Genomic DNA, 14,802 nt, shown 5'->3' with positions numbered 1-14,802 from the left:
AAGGAGGCACTCGTGATCTCGGCACTCAACCGGCTCGTCACCCTCGTCGAGGAACAGCTGGACCAGGGGATCGACGTCGACGGGGTGGCCAGGGCGTTCGGCACGACCGGGTACCACCTGCGCCGGATGTTCTCGTCACTGGCGGGCATGCCGCTGTCGGAGTACGTGCGCCGGCGCCGCATGACAGTCGCCTCGGCCGACGTCGTCCGGCGCGAGCACGACCTGCTGGGCATCGCCGTCCGGTACGGGTACGGCTCGACCGAGGCGTTCGGACGCGCGTTCCGCGCGGTCCACGGCGCCAACCCCGGTGACGTCCGCCGAGACGGAGGCCCCCTTCGCGCACAACCACAACTCAGGTTCCGCCTGACCGTCGAAGGGAGCACCCCCATGGACACCCGCGTCGTCGACCGCCCCGCGTTCCGGCTCGTCGGGCACGCCACCCGCGTGCCGCTCGTCCACCACGGCGTCAACCCGCACATCCAGCGGCACATCACCGCACTGCCGCCCGAGGAGCACCTCCGGCTCAAGTCCCTCGGCGACACCGAACCGACGGGCCTGCTCCAGGTCAGCGACGACGTCGACCCCGACGCCACCGAGGGCAGCGAGCTGACCTACCTGCACGGGGTCGCCGTCACGCCGGGCACCCCGGTCCCCGACGACCTCCACCGCATCGAGGTGCCCGCGGGCAGGTGGGCGGTCTTCCGCACCGCCGGACCGTACCCGCAGGCGTTGCAGGCGACCTGGGCCGCGACCGCGACCGAGTGGTTCCCCTCGAACCCCTGGCGGCTGCGGCCGGGCCCGTCGATCGTGACCGTCCTCGACCGCGCCGACGACTTCAGCACCGCGACCTGCGAGCTGTGGCTGCCCGTCGAACCGGCCTGACCGCACCGCGGACCCGGCACCGGCCCGTCCTGCCGCCACCCGGCGGGGACGGGTCGGTGCCGGGACCCGAACGCCCGCGTCGGCGCCGGGACCCGAACCACCGCGTCGGCGCACCCGCTCCGCGGCACGACAGGGCGTCCGGTGCGGTCGGGCGGGATGATGCACCCGTGGACGTCCACCAGATCCATCAGGCTTTCGACGACATCTTCGACCACGCGCTGCTCTTCCACGGCTTCGCCGACCACATGCGCGACTACGACGTCTTCGTCCAGGTGTCCGCCGATCCCCGGACGGGAATCCCGCCGGCCCACCTGCGCTACCGCTTCAAGCACTGCGTCCGCGCGACGACGACCACGACGCTGCCCCCGCAACTCTGGAGCCGGTCGCTGGACGACCGGCTGCTCGACATCGAACAGGACGGCGGGCCCGAGGGGTACGTCTGGGGCGTCCGGTGGCAGGTCCTCTACCCCGGGGCCAAGCTGCTGCCCGGCACCGCGGAGACCGGGGCGTGGTCCGACCGGCTGGGCCTCCCCTTCCACGAGGCGGTGATCGAGGCCAACGCCCACACCCTGTCCCTCGTCTTCTCCGACCTGGTGGTCGACCGCGTCGAGCCGGGCCACTCGCCCTTCACCGTGGTGGAGGACGACACCCCGGCGACATAGGCACGAGACGGTACGTTCGCGGCCGACGGACACCCGTGCGCACGCCGGGAGCGGCATGTGCGGGTGTTTCGGCAGGGGGAGCCTGTGGGGTTCCTGGTCGCCGTCGTCCGCTAGTCGCGGACGGACTTGTAGCGCAGGAGGACCGCGCCCGTCGCGAAGGTGCGGCTCTCCACCAGTTCCAGCCGCGACCACCTCTCCAACGCCGGGAAGAACGGTGTGCCGCCGCCGATCACGACCGGCATGACCACCACGTGGAACTCGTCCACGAGACCGGCTTGGACCAGGGGCGCGGCGAGCGTGGCACCGCCCACCTCCATCAGGCCGTCGGTCTCGGCCTTGAGCTTCCTGGCGGTCTCGACCACGTCACCCCGTTCCAGCCTGGAGTTCCACTCGACCGAGTCCAAGGTCTGCGAGAACACCACTTTCGGCATCGCGACCCACAGCCGCGCGTACTCGGCCTCCACCGGGGACACGTCGGGTGCCTGGCCGGCGGTCGGCCAGTGGGCCGACATCAGCTCGTAGAGCTTGCGCCCGTACAGCGACAGCGCGATCTCGCCGGTCCGGTCGTTCCAGTACCGGTGCAGCTCCTCGTCCGGCGTGCCCCAGCCGAGGTCGCCGTTCGCGTCGACGGTGTAGCCGTCCACCGAGATGTTCATGCCGTAGGTCAGCGTTCCCATAGCGGTACAGACTGCCGGAGCGCGCGGAACCCACCGCGCCGCCACGCCGACTCGACACCCGCACCCCGGGCGGTGGGCCGGGATCGCCGGTGAACCACCGGCTGCGGCCGTGGATCACCGTAGGATTCGGACCGAGGTTCAAGTGCGTGGACTGGGGGGCGCGGTGAGCGGTGTCAGGGTGTTGGTGGCGGGGGCGAGCATCGCGGGGCCCGCGCTGGCCCACTGGTTGCGTCGGCGGGGTGCCGAGGTGACCGTGGTGGAGCGGGCACCCGGGTTGCGCCCCGGTGGGCAGGCGGTGGACGCGCGCGGGGTGGCCAAGGAGGTCATCGAGCGCATGGGGCTGGACGCGGCGGTGCGCGCGGCGTGCACCGACACCGCCGGCGCGTACACCGTGGACGCGGACGGGAAGGTGCTGGAGACCTTCCGCGCCGACGACGACGGTGGCGACGGGGCCATCGCGGACATCGAGATCCTGCGCGGGGACCTGTCCCGGTTGCTCTACGACGACACCCGCGACGGCGTCGAGTACGTCTTCGGCGACCGGATCACCGAACTCGCCCAGGACGCGGACGGGGTCGACGTGGTCTTCGCGGGCGGGGACCGGCGGCGCTTCGACCTGGTGATCGGGGCAGACGGGCTGCACTCTTCGCTGCGGGCGACGGTCTTCGGGCCGCCTGAGCGGTTCCTGCGCCACCTCGGGCACGTGCTGGCCTTCTACACCGTGCCCAACGAGTTCGGGCTGGACCGCTGGGTGTTCGAGCACCAGGACCGGGAGTCCGGGCGCTCCGCCCTCCTGCGGCCCGTCGGGGACCCCACCCGGGCGATGGCGGTGTTCTGCTTCGCCTCGGCCGACTTCGACGTCGACCACCGTGACGTCGCGGCGCAGAAGCGCCTGCTGCGTGAGCGGATGGCCGGTCTGGGTTGGTTGACCCAGGACGTCCTCGCGCACCTGGACGACACCCCGGACTTCTACCTCGACCAGCTCGCCCAGGTGGTCATGGACCGCTGGTCGAGCGGACGGGTGGGGCTGCTCGGGGACGCGGCGTTCAGCTCGTCGCCGTTGTCCGGGCAGGGCACCGGGCTCGCCCTGGTCGGCGCCTACCTGCTGGCCGGTGAGCTGGCCGCCGCCGGGTGGGACCCCGACGCCGGGTTCGCCCGCTACGAGGCGCGGATGCGTTCGTTCGTCGAGGCGAACCAGGAGATCGGCCGGCTCAACGCCCGCAGCCGCGACGTCCCCGGACCGGACGCCGGACCGAGCCCCGATTTCACCGGCGAGTGGTTCACCGAGCTGATCGGGCGCGCGATCAACGGCGTCGAACTGCCCGACTACGCCGGGGTGCCCGACTCCGGGGCCACGGCCGGGGCACCGGTCACCTCCTCGGTCACGTCGTAGGCCACCGCCCGGGACCGGCGGACCGGTGTCGGTCCTGTGGTCGGTCGGTGCGGTGGGCGTCGGCGGCGTGCTGGACCTTGGCGACGTAGGTCGTCCACCACTCCGCGTCGCCGACGTCGGCGCGGTCCTTGCCCGCGCCGCCGTCGATCACCTCCCGCACGATGTCGGCGTGCCCCGCGTGCTGGGCGGTCTCGGCGACCACTCGGACGAGCAGTGACCCGAAGGTCGTCCGGCGTTTCTCCTCGGACCACCACGCGACCTCGGCGGGTGCGTCGAGCGGGAGTTCCGCGAGTGATCGGTCGGAGTGCCGCCGGACTTCCTCGTACAGGCCGATGATGTACTCGCGGCTCTGGTCGGCCGTCGCCCACATGTCCGCGTTGTCCCACACCGAGTCGTCCTCGACCCAGGGCAGCCGCACGGGCGCGGGTCTGCCCACCGACTCGCACAGGTAGCCCGCCTCGACGCCGGTCACGTGCTTGACCAGGCCGAGCAGGTTCGTGCCGGTCGGCGTGACCGGCCGGCGGATGTCGTACTCGTCCAGGCCGTCGAGCGACCTCAGCAGGTTGTCGCGGGCCTCTTGCAGGTAGCGGTGCAGGTCGACGGCCAGACCGGTGAGCGGCATGCGACCCACGCTAGCGGCGACCACCGACAAGGCGACGAGGCAGCGCACATCGGCGGGACGGGGTCAGCTCGGGTCCGGGCGGGCGTCGTAGGCGGCGCGGGCGGCGTCGATGTGGGCCAGGTGCGCGACGCTCCACTCCAGGAGGGGGGCGGTGGCCTCGCGGAGGGTGCGGCCCATCGGGGTCAGTTCGTAGCTGACGTGGGGCGGCATGACGTTGTGGACGGTGCGCGTCAGGATGCCGTCGCGTTCCAGGCTCCGCAGCGTGACGGTGAGCATGCGCTGACTGATCCCGTCGACGTCCCGCTTCAGCTCGGTGAAGCGGCGCGGCCCGTGCCTGAGGGTGCGCACGACCAGGAGCGACCACTTGTCGCCGACGATGTCGAGCACGACGCGGGTCCGGCACTCGTCGCCCGACCGCGGTTCGTCACCTGTCGTGGTCACGGTTACCTCCAGGGAACCGGGGCACCGGAATGTGCCTTATTGCCGGAAAACACGTCGGACGGCCACCATGATCGTGGTTCCCGAACGGTACCGGGTCACCAATGGTAACCAGCCTTCCCGCACCCCCGAACCGGAGGATCACCACCACCATGTCGACATTCCTGTTGGTGCACGGCGCCTGGCACGACGGTCGGTGCTGGGAGCGCGTGGCGCCGCTGCTGGAGTCGGCCGGGCACCGGGTGCTCGCGCCGTCGCTGACCGGCTTCGGCGACAAGGCACACCTGCTCGGCCCCGAGGTGGGGCTCGACACGCACGTCGCCGACGTCGTCGCGCTGGTCCTCGACGAGGACCTCTCCGACGTCGTCCTGGTGGGGCACAGCTACGCGGGGCTGGTCGTCTCCTCCGCCGCCAACGAGGTCCCGGACCGGATCGCGCACCTGGTCTACCTCGACGCGATGGTCCCCGAGCACGGTGAGACCGCGGTCGACGTCCAGCCCATGACGCAGGGCCTCATCGACCTGGCCGCCCGGTCCGGCGACGACTGGCGCATCCCGCCGCTGCCCGAGCTGCCGCCGCCGCACGGCCTGTTCGGGGTCACCGACCCGGCGGACGTGGCCTGGCTGCGCGGGACGCTCTCGGACCAGCCCGTGCTCTGCCTCCGGCAACCGGTCCGGTTGGACAACCCGGCCGCGGCGGCGATCCCGCGCACGCACGTCCACTGCGTCGGCGCGGTGCCCGAGGGCATCACCCGGCGGCCCGTCCCGGCCGTGCAGCCCAACGGTTCCCCGGCGCGGGTGCGGGAGCTGCGGACCGGCCACGACTGCATGATCACCGTGCCGGACCGGCTCAGCGCACTGCTGCTCGAACTCGCCGACTGATCCCGGCGCTCCCGGGCCGGCGCTCCCGGGCCGGTACTCCGGGGCCGGCGGTCCGGGGTCAGCGGTCCGGCAGGGCGAGCATCGCCGCGGCGACCTCGTCGGCCGCGGCGGCGGGGAGGGCCGTGGCCATGCCGTCGAGGACGAGCAGCCGCGCGTCGGGGATCAGGGCGGCGAGCACCTCGCCGTTGCCGACCGGGAAGAACAGGTCCGCGCGGCCGTGCACGACGAGCGTCGGCACGGTCAGGTCGCCGAGCCGCTCGCGCCACCGGGGCGTGCAGTCGAGCCGGGCGAACACCATGCCGAGCTGGTTCGCCGCGTGCACCGGAGGGGCGCTCGACGGTGTGCGGTCCCAGATCCGCGCGGCGGTCGCGCGCGCCTGCTCCGGGTCGTCGCCGAGCAGCGCGGCCCGGGCGGCGGCGTGCGCGGCGACCGCCTCCCGGTCGCCCCACTCGGGCCTCGGATCGTGGTGCCGCCGGCCAGCAGCACGAGCGGGTCGCTGTCGCGGCCGAAGGTCTTCATATGGAGGTCGACGCCGTTGGCGCGCAACGAGGACATGCGCCACCGTAGCGAGGACCGCCGCTGCCAGGGCCGCCGCAACAAGGGTCGCCGCGGCAAGGGACGCGGCCCTGCCCGCCGTCACGGCGCGGGCCACTCCGGTTCCACGCCCCTGGCGAAGGGGTCGCGCTCGTACCGGTGGCCGCGGGTGTCCGTGCTGTCGTCGCCGGGGTCCGCGTCAGGGGACGCCGGCGACGACAGGGTCCCAGATCACAGTGGGCGGACCTTCCGGGCCGATCACCCGACAGTTAGGTTAGGCCAGGCTAAACACACTTCGGGATGCCGAACCGGGTCCCGTCGCCGATGAGGCGCTCCGTGTGCGGCACCGGCACCGGTGCCTTGCCTCGATGAAAGGGGTTTGTCCCGTGCGCTCACGCCGCCTGCGGGTCGGGGCCGTCGCGTCCGTCGCCGTGCTGCTCCTCGGAGCCTGCTCGTCCACCGGCGGGAACGACGGCGGTGACGCCCCCGCCCCGTCCGCCGCCGGGGACTCGTTCCCGGTCACGGTCGAGCACGCGCTCGGGTCGACCACCATCCCCGAGAAGCCCGAGCGGATCGCCACCGTCGCCTGGGCCAACCACGAGGTGCCGCTCGCGCTGGGCATCGTGCCGGTCGGGATGGCCAAGGCCAACTTCGGCGACGACGACACCGACGGCCTGCTGCCGTGGGTGTCCGAGAAGCTCAAGGAGCTCAACGCCCCCACGCCGGTGCTGTTCGACGAGACCGACGGCATCGACTTCGAGGCGGTGGCCGACACCAAGCCCGACGTCATCCTCGCCCCGTACTCCGGCCTCACGCAGGAGGACTACACCACGCTGAGCGCGATCGCCCCCGTGGTCGCCTACCCGAAGACGGCGTGGGCCACCCCGTGGCGCGACAGCATCAAGCTGAGCAGCAAGGCCATCGGCCGGTCCGCCGACGGCGACGAGCTCATCTCCGACATCGAGAAGCAGATCGACGACGTCAAGGCGAAGTACCCGCAGCTCAAGGGCAAGTCGACGATGTTCATGACGCACTTCGACACCACCGACCTGAGCCAGATCGGCTTCTACACCACGCACGACACCCGCGCGATGTTCTTCGAGGACCTCGGCCTGACCGTGCCCGGCAGCATCGCCCAGGCGTCCGCGGCCACCGACAAGTTCTCGCTGCGGCAGAGCACCGAGCAGATCGACGCGTTCGACGACGTGGACATCGTCGTCGGGTACGGCGACGAGGAGGTGGGCCGCGCCCTGGCCGCCAACCCGCTGCTGTCCAAGATGCGCGCGGTGGCCAACGGCTCGGTCGTGATGCTGTCCGGCTCCGGCCCGGCGGGCACCGCGGCCAACCCGACGCCCATGTCGGTGTCGTGGGTGCTCGACGAGTACGCGAGCCGGCTCGCCGCCGCCGCCGACAAGGTCAAGTGACCACGACGACCGACCGGACGACCCCGGGTGCCGCCACCGCGCGGCACCCGGGGCGCGTTCGGGTCTCCTGGCTGCTGCTGGTCGTCGCCGCCCTCCTCGCGGCCGCGGTCGCCTCGGTGGTCCTCGGCGCGCGCGACGTCTCCGCGTCCGACGTCCTCGCGGGCGTGCGCGGCCTGGACGACACCCTCCCCCGGGCCGCCGTCGCGCAGCGCGTCCCCCGCACCCTGCTCGCCGCGCTCGTCGGCGCGGCGCTCGGCCTGGCCGGGGCGGTCATGCAGGGCGTCACCCGCAACCCGCTGGCCGACCCCGGCATCCTCGGCGTGAACACGGGTGCCTCGCTGGCCGTCGTGACCGGCATGGTCTCGTTCGGGCTGTCCGACGCCACCTCCCACGTCTGGGTCGCCATCCTCGGCGCGGGTGCGGCCGCGGTGTTCGTCTACGCCGTCGGCTCCCTCGGTCGCGGCGGGCCCACCCCGCTCAAGCTCGCCCTCGCCGGCGCGGTCACCTCGGCCGCCCTGGTCTCGCTGATCAGCGCGGTCGTGCTGGCGCGCGCCGACATCGCGGCCACCTTCCGGTCCTGGCAGGTCGGCGGCGTCGGCGGCGCCTCGTTCGACCGGATCACGCAGGTGCTGCCGTTCCTCGTCGTCGGCGCGGTCGTGTGCGCGCTCTCCGCGCGCGGCCTCAACTCCCTGGCGCTCGGCGACGACCTGGCCGCCGGCCTCGGCGAACGGGTCGCGCTCATCCGCCTCGGCGCCTCGTTCGGCGCGGTCGTGCTGTGCGGCGCGGCGACCGCGGCGGCGGGCCCCATCGGGTTCGTCGGCCTGGTCGTGCCGCACCTGTGCAGGCTGCTGATCGGCGTCGACCACCGCTGGCTGCTGCCCTTCTCCGCCCTGGGCGGCGCGGTGCTGCTCACCTTCGCCGACGTCGTCGGCCGCGTCGTGACCCGCCCGGAGGAGATCGACGTCGGCATCATCACCGCGCTCGTCGGGGCGCCGTTCTTCATCTGGATCGTCCGCCGGCAGAAGGTCCGCGCGCTGTGAACGCCACACCCACCCCCACCGCCACTCCCCCGGCCGCCGTCCCCTCGACCGTCGACCTCGTGGTCCGGACGAGGACCCGCCAGGCCCGTCGCCGCCGCGTCGTGGTCGCGGTGCTCGCCACGCTCGTCCTGGTGGCCATGGCGGTGTCGCTCATGGTCGGCCAGCGGTTCTACCCGCCCGGCGACGTGCTCGCCGTCGTCCTCGGGGAGCAGGTGCCGGGCGCCTCGTTCACGGTCGGCCGCCTGCGGCTGCCGCGCACGGTGCTGGCCGCGCTCGTCGGGCTCGCCTTCGGCCTCGGCGGCGTGACCTTCCAGACCATGCTGCGCAACCCGCTGGCCAGCCCGGACGTCATCGGCGTCAGCGCGGGCGCCAGCGCCGCCGCCGCGTTCGCGATCGTCACGCTCTCGCTGTCCGGGGCCGCCGTCGAGGTGGCCGCCATCGTCGCGGGGCTCGGCGTCGCGCTGCTCATCTACCTGCTGTCCTACCGGGACGGGGTCGCGGGCACCCGGCTGATCCTGATCGGCATCGGCATCGCCGCGGTGCTCGACAGCGCGATCAACTGGGTGCTCAGCGGCGCCGGCCAGTGGGACCTCCAGCAGGCGCTGCGCTGGCTCACCGGCAGCCTCAACGGCGCCGCGTGGTCCGACGTCGTGCCGGTCCTGTGCGCCGTGCTCGTCCTCGGCCCGCTGCTGCTCGCCCAGACCCGCCGGCTCGCCGCCATGCAGCTCGGCGACGACGCCGCCTCCGCGCTCGGCGTGCGCCTGGACGTCACCCGGGTCGTCGTGATCGTCTGCGCGGTCGGGCTGGTCTCGTTCGCCACGGCGGCCACCGGGCCGATCGCCTTCGTCGCGTTCCTGTCCGGGCCGATCGCCGCCAGGCTGGTCGGGCCGAGCGGGTCGCTGATGCTCCCGGCGGCCCTGGTCGGCGCGCTGCTGGTGCTCGTGGGCGACTTCAGCGGCCAGTTCCTGCTGGGCGCGCGGTACCCCGTCGGCGTCGTCACCGGCGTGCTCGGGGCGCCGTACCTGATCTACCTCATCATCCGCACCAACCGCGCCGGAGGCTCGCTGTGACCGCCACCCACACCCTCGCGGTGGAGGAGCTGACCATCGGCTACGGCGACCGCGCGGTCATCACGTCGCTGGACCTCGTGGTGCCGCCCGGCGAGATCACGGTGATCGTCGGCGCGAACGCGTGCGGCAAGTCGACGCTGCTGCGCTCGATGTCCCGGCTGCTCGCGCCGAAGTCGGGCCGGGTGCTGCTCGACGGCAAGCTCGTCCACCGCACGCCCGCCAAGGAACTCGCCCGCACCATGGGCCTGCTCCCCCAGTCGCCGCTGGCCCCCGAGGGCATCACGGTCGCCGAGCTGGTCGGCCGCGGCCGGCACCCGCACCAGGGCATCCTGTCGCGCTGGAGCAAGGAGGACGACGCGGCCGTGGCGGCGGCCCTGGACGCGACCTCGACGGCGGCCCTGGCCGACCGCGCCGTCGACGAGCTGTCCGGCGGTCAGCGCCAGCGCGTCTGGATCGCGATGGTGCTCGCCCAGCAGACCGACCTGCTGCTGCTGGACGAGCCCACCACGTTCCTGGACGTGAGCCACCAGATCGAGGTCCTCGACCTGCTGACCGACCTCAACCGGCAGCGCGGCACGACCATCGTCATGGTGCTGCACGACCTCAACCTGGCGGCGCGCTACGCGGACCACCTGATCGCCCTCGCCGACGGCGGCCTGCACGCGGCGGGCACCGCCGAGGAGGTCCTCACGGTGGACGGCGTGCGCGCCACCTTCGGGCTGGACTGCCGCATCATCGTCGACCCGGTCTCCGGCAAGCCGCTCATGCTGCCGATGGGCAAGCACCACACCCTCACCGACTGAGCCGGCTGGGCCAACGGGTCCGGCGGGCAGGAGTCGGGACGAGCGCTCCGGCGAGATGCCGCGGACACCGTTCCCGCGGCGCACCGGGTTCGATCGCCGGCTCGGCCGGTGCGCGTCACGGGGCTCGCCGACCGGTGATGTCCGCGTACTCGGCCGAAGGGCGTCGCGGCAACAGCGGACGCGGGTCGAACCGACGCAGCAGACGACGGCCGGCGTTCAGCCCGACCTGGTCGCGGACGCGGACGCTGAGCAACGCGGCGGCGGCGGCCATCTCGTCGCTGACCTGGTCCGGACCGAACGCGGCGCGGTCGACCAGTTCGGCCAGCGACCACAGGGCGGGTCGGTGGTGGTCGGCTACCGCGCCTACGACCTGGCCCGTGGTCTGGTGTTCGTGGACGTCCGCGCCGCCGGCCCTCAACACGGCCACCGACTCCCGCCACGCCGCCACGACCCTGCTGCGGGCACTGCCCCGCCTCGACGCCCGACGCATCCTGACGGCGTTGGCCACGGGGAGCGACAGCAGGAGGAGGAGCACCACCGTCGCACCGAGCAGCACCAGCAGCGGTCCCGCCTGCGACGAGTCGTCCGGTACTACCCCCGGGTCGTCGGCCGATGACGTGTCCGGGTCCGGCGCCGGTTGCGGCTGGTGGGGCGGGGGCAACCCGGAATCCACTTCGCCAGGCGACTCGTCCGGCTCCGCGGGAGGTTGCTTCCCGTCCACGTCCTGCCGCGGAGTCGGGTCGACCGGCAGCCACCCCGCCCGTTCAAACCTGACCTCCGCCCAGGCGTGGACGTCCCGTCCGCTGATCCGCAGCCGGTCACCGTCCCACTGCGGTGTGAAGCCGAGCACGACGCGCGCGTCCCAGCCGAGTTCGCGGCACAGCACGGCGAAAGCGGACGCGTACTGCTCACTCGTCCCCTGGTGACCGCGCAACAACGCGTACACCTGGTGGAGCCCGTTGCCCCCCGGTGCCTCGTCGGAACCGTCGTGCTGGAACGGGAAGTTCTTCAAGGTTTCCGCGAGCCCGAGGAGCCGGTCCAGGTCGGTGGTATGACTGGTGGTGATCTTGTCGAGGAACGCCAGCACCTCGGGCGAGAGCGCAGGCCCTGACCGTCCGGGGCCTCTCGCGGGCCGGTCGGCGCGCAGGACCTCCGGTGGCACGACGGGTTCGCCCGCGGTGATCCGGTATTGGCTCGGTGTCCGCTCACCGGCCGGCACGGCGAGGTCGCCGGTGCCCTCGTCGAAACCCAGGCCGGACACGCTGACGCTGGTGGGCCAGCCGGGCCGGGGAAGCCAGCCGATGCTGTCCGGTGTGGCGACGCGCAGGTCCAGGGTCACCTCCCGGCGCGAAGCGGTTGCCCCGGTCGGCGCGGGCAGCTGGTGCGCGGCACGCCGGTAGTCGGCGTCCGGTGACCAGGCCCTGCCGTCGAAGTCCGTCAGCGTGACCATGCCGATGCGGTCGACGGGACCGGACGCCGTGCCGGTGACCTCCAGCAGCAGGCGGCCTTCGCGCAACGCGAGGAACTGCGCCATGGGGTTGGTCCCCTCCCTGGCCCGCACGGGTGCCGACACCAGGTCCTGCGCACTCGCCGGGGGCCGGGACGGCTGCGGCCCCCACTGGACGAACGCCAAGCCCGCGGCCACGGCCGCCAGCACCACGACCGCGCCCTTGACCGGGCGGGCACGCGTGACGACAGCAGGACCCACCAGTGCCGGCAGGGTGCTCAAGCCGACGAACACCGGCACGTACCAAGCGGGCGGGGCACCGGCTCCGGCGCTCAGCGACAGTCCGGCCCCCAGGCACACCAGGGCCGGGACCACCGGCAGCAGGGCGCCGGTCGGGCGCGTCGCCAGGTTCACGGCCACCACCGACGCGAGACCCGCGACCAGGGCGACCGCGGCGAGTTGCGGCGCTGCGGCCTCCATCGGCAGCACGCCGGTGAGCAGGCGGAAGGGTCCGGACAGCACGTCGCCACCGGGACGGGTGACAGCGGCCACCGCGACGAGGACCCAGAGCACGCCGAGCACCGAGGCGAGGCTTCCGCCGGGACGTCGCAGCACCTGCGACGACACCAGCTCCCACACCGCCGCGACGACGACGGGGATCGTCACCGCCGACAGAACGGCGAGTCCGGCCCCCGCGTCGAACACCGGGCGGAACGACCACGCGGCCAGTGCGCTCAGGGCCGCGGCCGACACCACCCGACCGACCAGCGCGGCGGTCGTCATCGGCCCACCCCGTTCAGCACCAGGTGGTTCCACGCGGTGACGACTTCCCCCGCCGTGCGCCCCCCGAGCACCGACATCCCGCGCCGCCCGTGGGGAAGCACCTCACCGCGGTGCTGCGGCACGACCCGCAACACCACGATCGGCGCGAACCGCCTGCGGCGCTCGGCGAGCGCGATGGTCGCCAACTCGTCCTCGACGCCGGTGACCACCACCAGCGCTCCTCCCGACTGCGCCCGGTCGACCTCCACCAGCAACCTGAGCGGATCGTCGTCCGGGCTCAGGTCGGCCACGGCCAGTCGGTCGAGCATCGACATCGCCTCGGAGGACGTCGAACCGTCGAGGTCCTCGCTCACCACGCGCAGGCCGATCGTCCGTCCCGTGTCGGCGGCGGCTTGCACCACCGAGGCCGCGACCTCGACCGCGTGCTCGAACGCAGCCGCGTCGAACACCCCCGCACGGGTGTCGAGGACCACCGTCGCAGTGGGTTCCATCGTGTCCACGGAGTCGCGCACGACCAGCCGACCGGTCCTCGCGGTCGACCGCCAGTGGATGCGGCGGGGGTCGTCACCGGGTGCGTAGTCGCGCAGGGACGCGAACGCGGTCGCCCCCGCCTTGGAGGCTTCGGCACGTCCCTCGTAGTCCGGCACGGTCCCGACCGGCACCTGCCTGGCGGGGTGCACGCGCGGGTGGACCCACAGCACGTCCGTACCGCCCTGCGGCTGCGTGCGGTGGAACAGGCCCAGCGGGTCGCGCCGCCCCACCAGCAGCGGTCCGACCACCAGGCGACCGCGTCGACCGGTGGGCAGCGAATAGGGCACGGCCCTGCGACCGCCCGGGCGCACCGGACCGACCGCGATCTCCACGGGGTGACCGCCCACCCGGTCCACGACGAGCAGGTCCGGCACGGTCATCCGTCCCGGGTTGCGGACGACCAGCCGGCCCAGCGCGGGCTGGTCGACCGACACGCGCCGCGACAGGACTTCCCGCTCCAGGCGCGCGGCGGGGCGCACGACCACCGTGGCGCCCGAGAGCACCAGCAGCGCACCTCCCGCCGCCGCCAACGACACGAGCGTCGTGAAGCCGAGCGACACGCCCACGACCAGCAGGACGCACGAGCCGAGCAGCACCCACCACCCCACGGCGGTGAACGGGGAACGACGCCTCACGCGGGCACCACCGGGTTGGGCGCGGGCACGGCGGCGAGCACGTCGTGCAGCACGCTCGCCGCCGTGGCACCGCGGACCTGCGCCTGCGCGGTCAGCGCCAACCGGTGCGCCACCACGGGGAGCGCCACCGCCCGCACGTCGTCCGGCACGACGAACGAGCGCCCGACGCCGAGCGCGTACGCCTGGGCGGCCCGCAGCAACCCGATGCTGCCGCGCGAGCTCAGGCCGAGGCGGAGGGCTTGGTGCTCGCGGGTAGCGAGGGCGATCAGCGCGATGTAGCGGGCGATTTCGGGCGCGGTGTGGACAGAGGCCGCCGCCGCGCGCATCCGGGCAACCTCGTCGAGCGAGGTGACCGGTCGCGCCGCCGGGGGCGGTGACCCGGCACGGCCGATCAGCAGTGCCGTCTCCACGTCGAGGTCGGGGTGACCGAGCGAGATGCGCATCAGGAAGCGGTCCAACTGCGCCTCCGGCAGCTGGTAGGTGCCCTCCAGGTCGATGGGGTTCTGCGTCGCCACGACCAGGAACGGGCTGGGCACGGGGTGCCCGACGCCGTCCACCGTCACCTGCCCCTCCTCCATCACCTCCAGCAGCGCGGACTGCGTCTTGGGGCTGGCGCGGTTGATCTCGTCGGCGAGCACCACGTTGGCGAACACCGGTCCCGGCCGGTACTTGAACTCCTGTTCGCGTTGGTCCCAAACCGACACGCCGGTGATGTCGCCGGGCAGCAGGTCCGGGGTGAACTGGATGCGCTGCCAGCTGCCGGAGGTGGCCGTGGCGAGCGCCTTGGCCAGGGACGTCTTGCCGGTGCCGGGCACGTCCTCGATCAGCAGGTGACCACCGCCGAAGACGCACGCCAGCGCCAGGCGCACCGCCGCCGCCTTGCCCTTGATCACCCGCTCGACCTCGGTGAGGACCGCGTCGTGCACGGAGCGGAACCTGGTGGCCGCGTCGTCGGAGCGCAGGGGGGTGTGAGTCGTCAA

Annotated in this window: 15 protein-coding genes; 8 read left to right on the top strand and 7 right to left on the bottom strand. The window is 73.3% G+C overall.

Annotated elements, in window-relative coordinates:
* Positions 1-12: 12 nt before the first annotated feature.
* Together ACRAKJ_RS12305 and ACRAKJ_RS12300 are read left to right on the top strand one after the other, a co-directional pair.
* Entirely contained in the window at positions 13-882 is an 870-nt protein-coding gene (locus ACRAKJ_RS12305) for a GyrI-like domain-containing protein (protein ID WP_438921441.1), read from the top strand.
* Between the two features lie 167 nt (positions 883-1,049).
* Positions 1,050-1,544 (top strand): YxiG-like protein, encoded by a 495-nt coding sequence (locus ACRAKJ_RS12300; RefSeq protein ID WP_438921442.1) that lies wholly within the window; start codon positions 1,050-1,052, stop codon positions 1,542-1,544.
* A gap of 110 nt (positions 1,545-1,654) precedes the next feature.
* Here the strand turns inward: ACRAKJ_RS12300 and ACRAKJ_RS12295 are convergent, their stop codons facing one another.
* Positions 1,655-2,221: a dihydrofolate reductase family protein gene (locus tag ACRAKJ_RS12295; protein WP_438921443.1), complete on the bottom strand. Its 567-nt coding sequence runs from the start codon at positions 2,219-2,221 to the stop codon at positions 1,655-1,657.
* Between the two features lie 163 nt (positions 2,222-2,384).
* On the opposite strand from ACRAKJ_RS12295, the gene ACRAKJ_RS12290 reads away from it, so the two are divergent.
* Positions 2,385-3,614, top strand: a complete 1,230-nt coding sequence (locus ACRAKJ_RS12290; RefSeq protein WP_438921444.1) for an FAD-dependent monooxygenase — start codon at positions 2,385-2,387, stop codon at positions 3,612-3,614.
* Here the strand turns inward: ACRAKJ_RS12290 and ACRAKJ_RS12285 are convergent.
* Complete coding sequence (locus tag ACRAKJ_RS12285; protein WP_438921445.1) at positions 3,604-4,236, bottom strand: DinB family protein; 633 nt, start codon at positions 4,234-4,236, stop codon at positions 3,604-3,606. The two genes, ACRAKJ_RS12290 and ACRAKJ_RS12285, sit on opposite strands and share 11 nt — an antisense overlap.
* Before the next feature lie 63 nt (positions 4,237-4,299).
* Positions 4,300-4,677: a winged helix-turn-helix transcriptional regulator gene (locus ACRAKJ_RS12280; RefSeq protein ID WP_438921446.1), complete on the bottom strand. Its 378-nt coding sequence runs from the start codon at positions 4,675-4,677 to the stop codon at positions 4,300-4,302.
* A gap of 149 nt (positions 4,678-4,826) precedes the next feature.
* On the opposite strand from ACRAKJ_RS12280, the gene ACRAKJ_RS12275 reads away from it, so the two are divergent.
* Positions 4,827-5,555, top strand: a complete 729-nt coding sequence (locus tag ACRAKJ_RS12275) for an alpha/beta fold hydrolase (RefSeq protein WP_438921447.1) — start codon at positions 4,827-4,829, stop codon at positions 5,553-5,555.
* Between the two features lie 58 nt (positions 5,556-5,613).
* Here ACRAKJ_RS12275 and ACRAKJ_RS12270 read toward each other — a convergent pair whose 3' ends face one another.
* A complete protein-coding gene (locus ACRAKJ_RS12270; protein ID WP_438921448.1) occupies positions 5,614-6,117 on the bottom strand; it encodes an alpha/beta fold hydrolase in 504 nt (167 codons plus the stop codon).
* A 358-nt stretch (positions 6,118-6,475) separates the two neighbouring features.
* Between ACRAKJ_RS12270 and ACRAKJ_RS12265 the strand changes: the two genes are divergently transcribed.
* Genes ACRAKJ_RS12265 through ACRAKJ_RS12250 form a run of 4 tightly spaced genes read left to right on the top strand, consistent with a single transcriptional unit; the run spans position 6,476 to position 10,426 of the window.
* On the top strand, positions 6,476-7,513 hold the full coding sequence (locus tag ACRAKJ_RS12265) for an ABC transporter substrate-binding protein (protein WP_438921449.1): 1,038 nt from the start codon (positions 6,476-6,478) through the stop codon (positions 7,511-7,513).
* Positions 7,510-8,553, top strand: a complete 1,044-nt coding sequence (locus ACRAKJ_RS12260) for an iron chelate uptake ABC transporter family permease subunit (RefSeq protein WP_438921450.1) — start codon at positions 7,510-7,512, stop codon at positions 8,551-8,553. The genes ACRAKJ_RS12265 and ACRAKJ_RS12260 overlap by 4 nt, the downstream gene beginning before the upstream one ends.
* Positions 8,550-9,623, top strand: a complete 1,074-nt coding sequence (locus ACRAKJ_RS12255) for an iron chelate uptake ABC transporter family permease subunit (protein ID WP_438921451.1) — start codon at positions 8,550-8,552, stop codon at positions 9,621-9,623. The genes ACRAKJ_RS12260 and ACRAKJ_RS12255 overlap by 4 nt, the downstream gene beginning before the upstream one ends.
* On the top strand, positions 9,620-10,426 hold the full coding sequence (locus tag ACRAKJ_RS12250; protein WP_438921452.1) for an ATP-binding cassette domain-containing protein: 807 nt from the start codon (positions 9,620-9,622) through the stop codon (positions 10,424-10,426). The genes ACRAKJ_RS12255 and ACRAKJ_RS12250 overlap by 4 nt, the downstream gene beginning before the upstream one ends.
* Positions 10,427-10,541: 115 nt before the next feature.
* On the opposite strand, the gene ACRAKJ_RS12245 is transcribed toward ACRAKJ_RS12250, so the two are convergent.
* From ACRAKJ_RS12245 to ACRAKJ_RS12235, 3 genes are read right to left on the bottom strand one after another with little or no spacing between them, the layout of a single operon-like run.
* The gene (locus ACRAKJ_RS12245) at positions 10,542-12,656 is read right to left on the bottom strand and encodes a DUF4129 domain-containing transglutaminase family protein (RefSeq protein ID WP_438921453.1); all 2,115 of its coding nucleotides are present in this window, start codon (positions 12,654-12,656) and stop codon (positions 10,542-10,544) included.
* Complete coding sequence (locus ACRAKJ_RS12240) at positions 12,653-13,822, bottom strand: DUF58 domain-containing protein (RefSeq protein WP_438921454.1); 1,170 nt, start codon at positions 13,820-13,822, stop codon at positions 12,653-12,655. The genes ACRAKJ_RS12245 and ACRAKJ_RS12240 overlap by 4 nt, the downstream gene beginning before the upstream one ends.
* A complete protein-coding gene (locus ACRAKJ_RS12235) occupies positions 13,819-14,802 on the bottom strand; it encodes an AAA family ATPase (protein WP_438921455.1) in 984 nt (327 codons plus the stop codon). Before ACRAKJ_RS12235 ends, ACRAKJ_RS12240 begins: the two co-directional genes overlap by 4 nt.

The organism is Saccharothrix sp. DSM 118769, assembly GCF_052936295.1.
This window is presented reverse-complemented; position numbering and strand designations above follow the sequence as displayed.

Coding starts and splice junctions, on each gene's coding strand:
- ACRAKJ_RS12295 (WP_438921443.1), bottom strand. CDS start 2,221: ATGGGAACGCTGACCTACGGCATGAACATCTCGGTGGACGGCTACACC.
- ACRAKJ_RS12285 (WP_438921445.1), bottom strand. CDS start 4,236: ATGCCGCTCACCGGTCTGGCCGTCGACCTGCACCGCTACCTGCAAGAG.
- ACRAKJ_RS12275 (WP_438921447.1), top strand. CDS start 4,827: ATGTCGACATTCCTGTTGGTGCACGGCGCCTGGCACGACGGTCGGTGC.
- ACRAKJ_RS12245 (WP_438921453.1), bottom strand. CDS start 12,656: ATGACGACCGCCGCGCTGGTCGGTCGGGTGGTGTCGGCCGCGGCCCTG.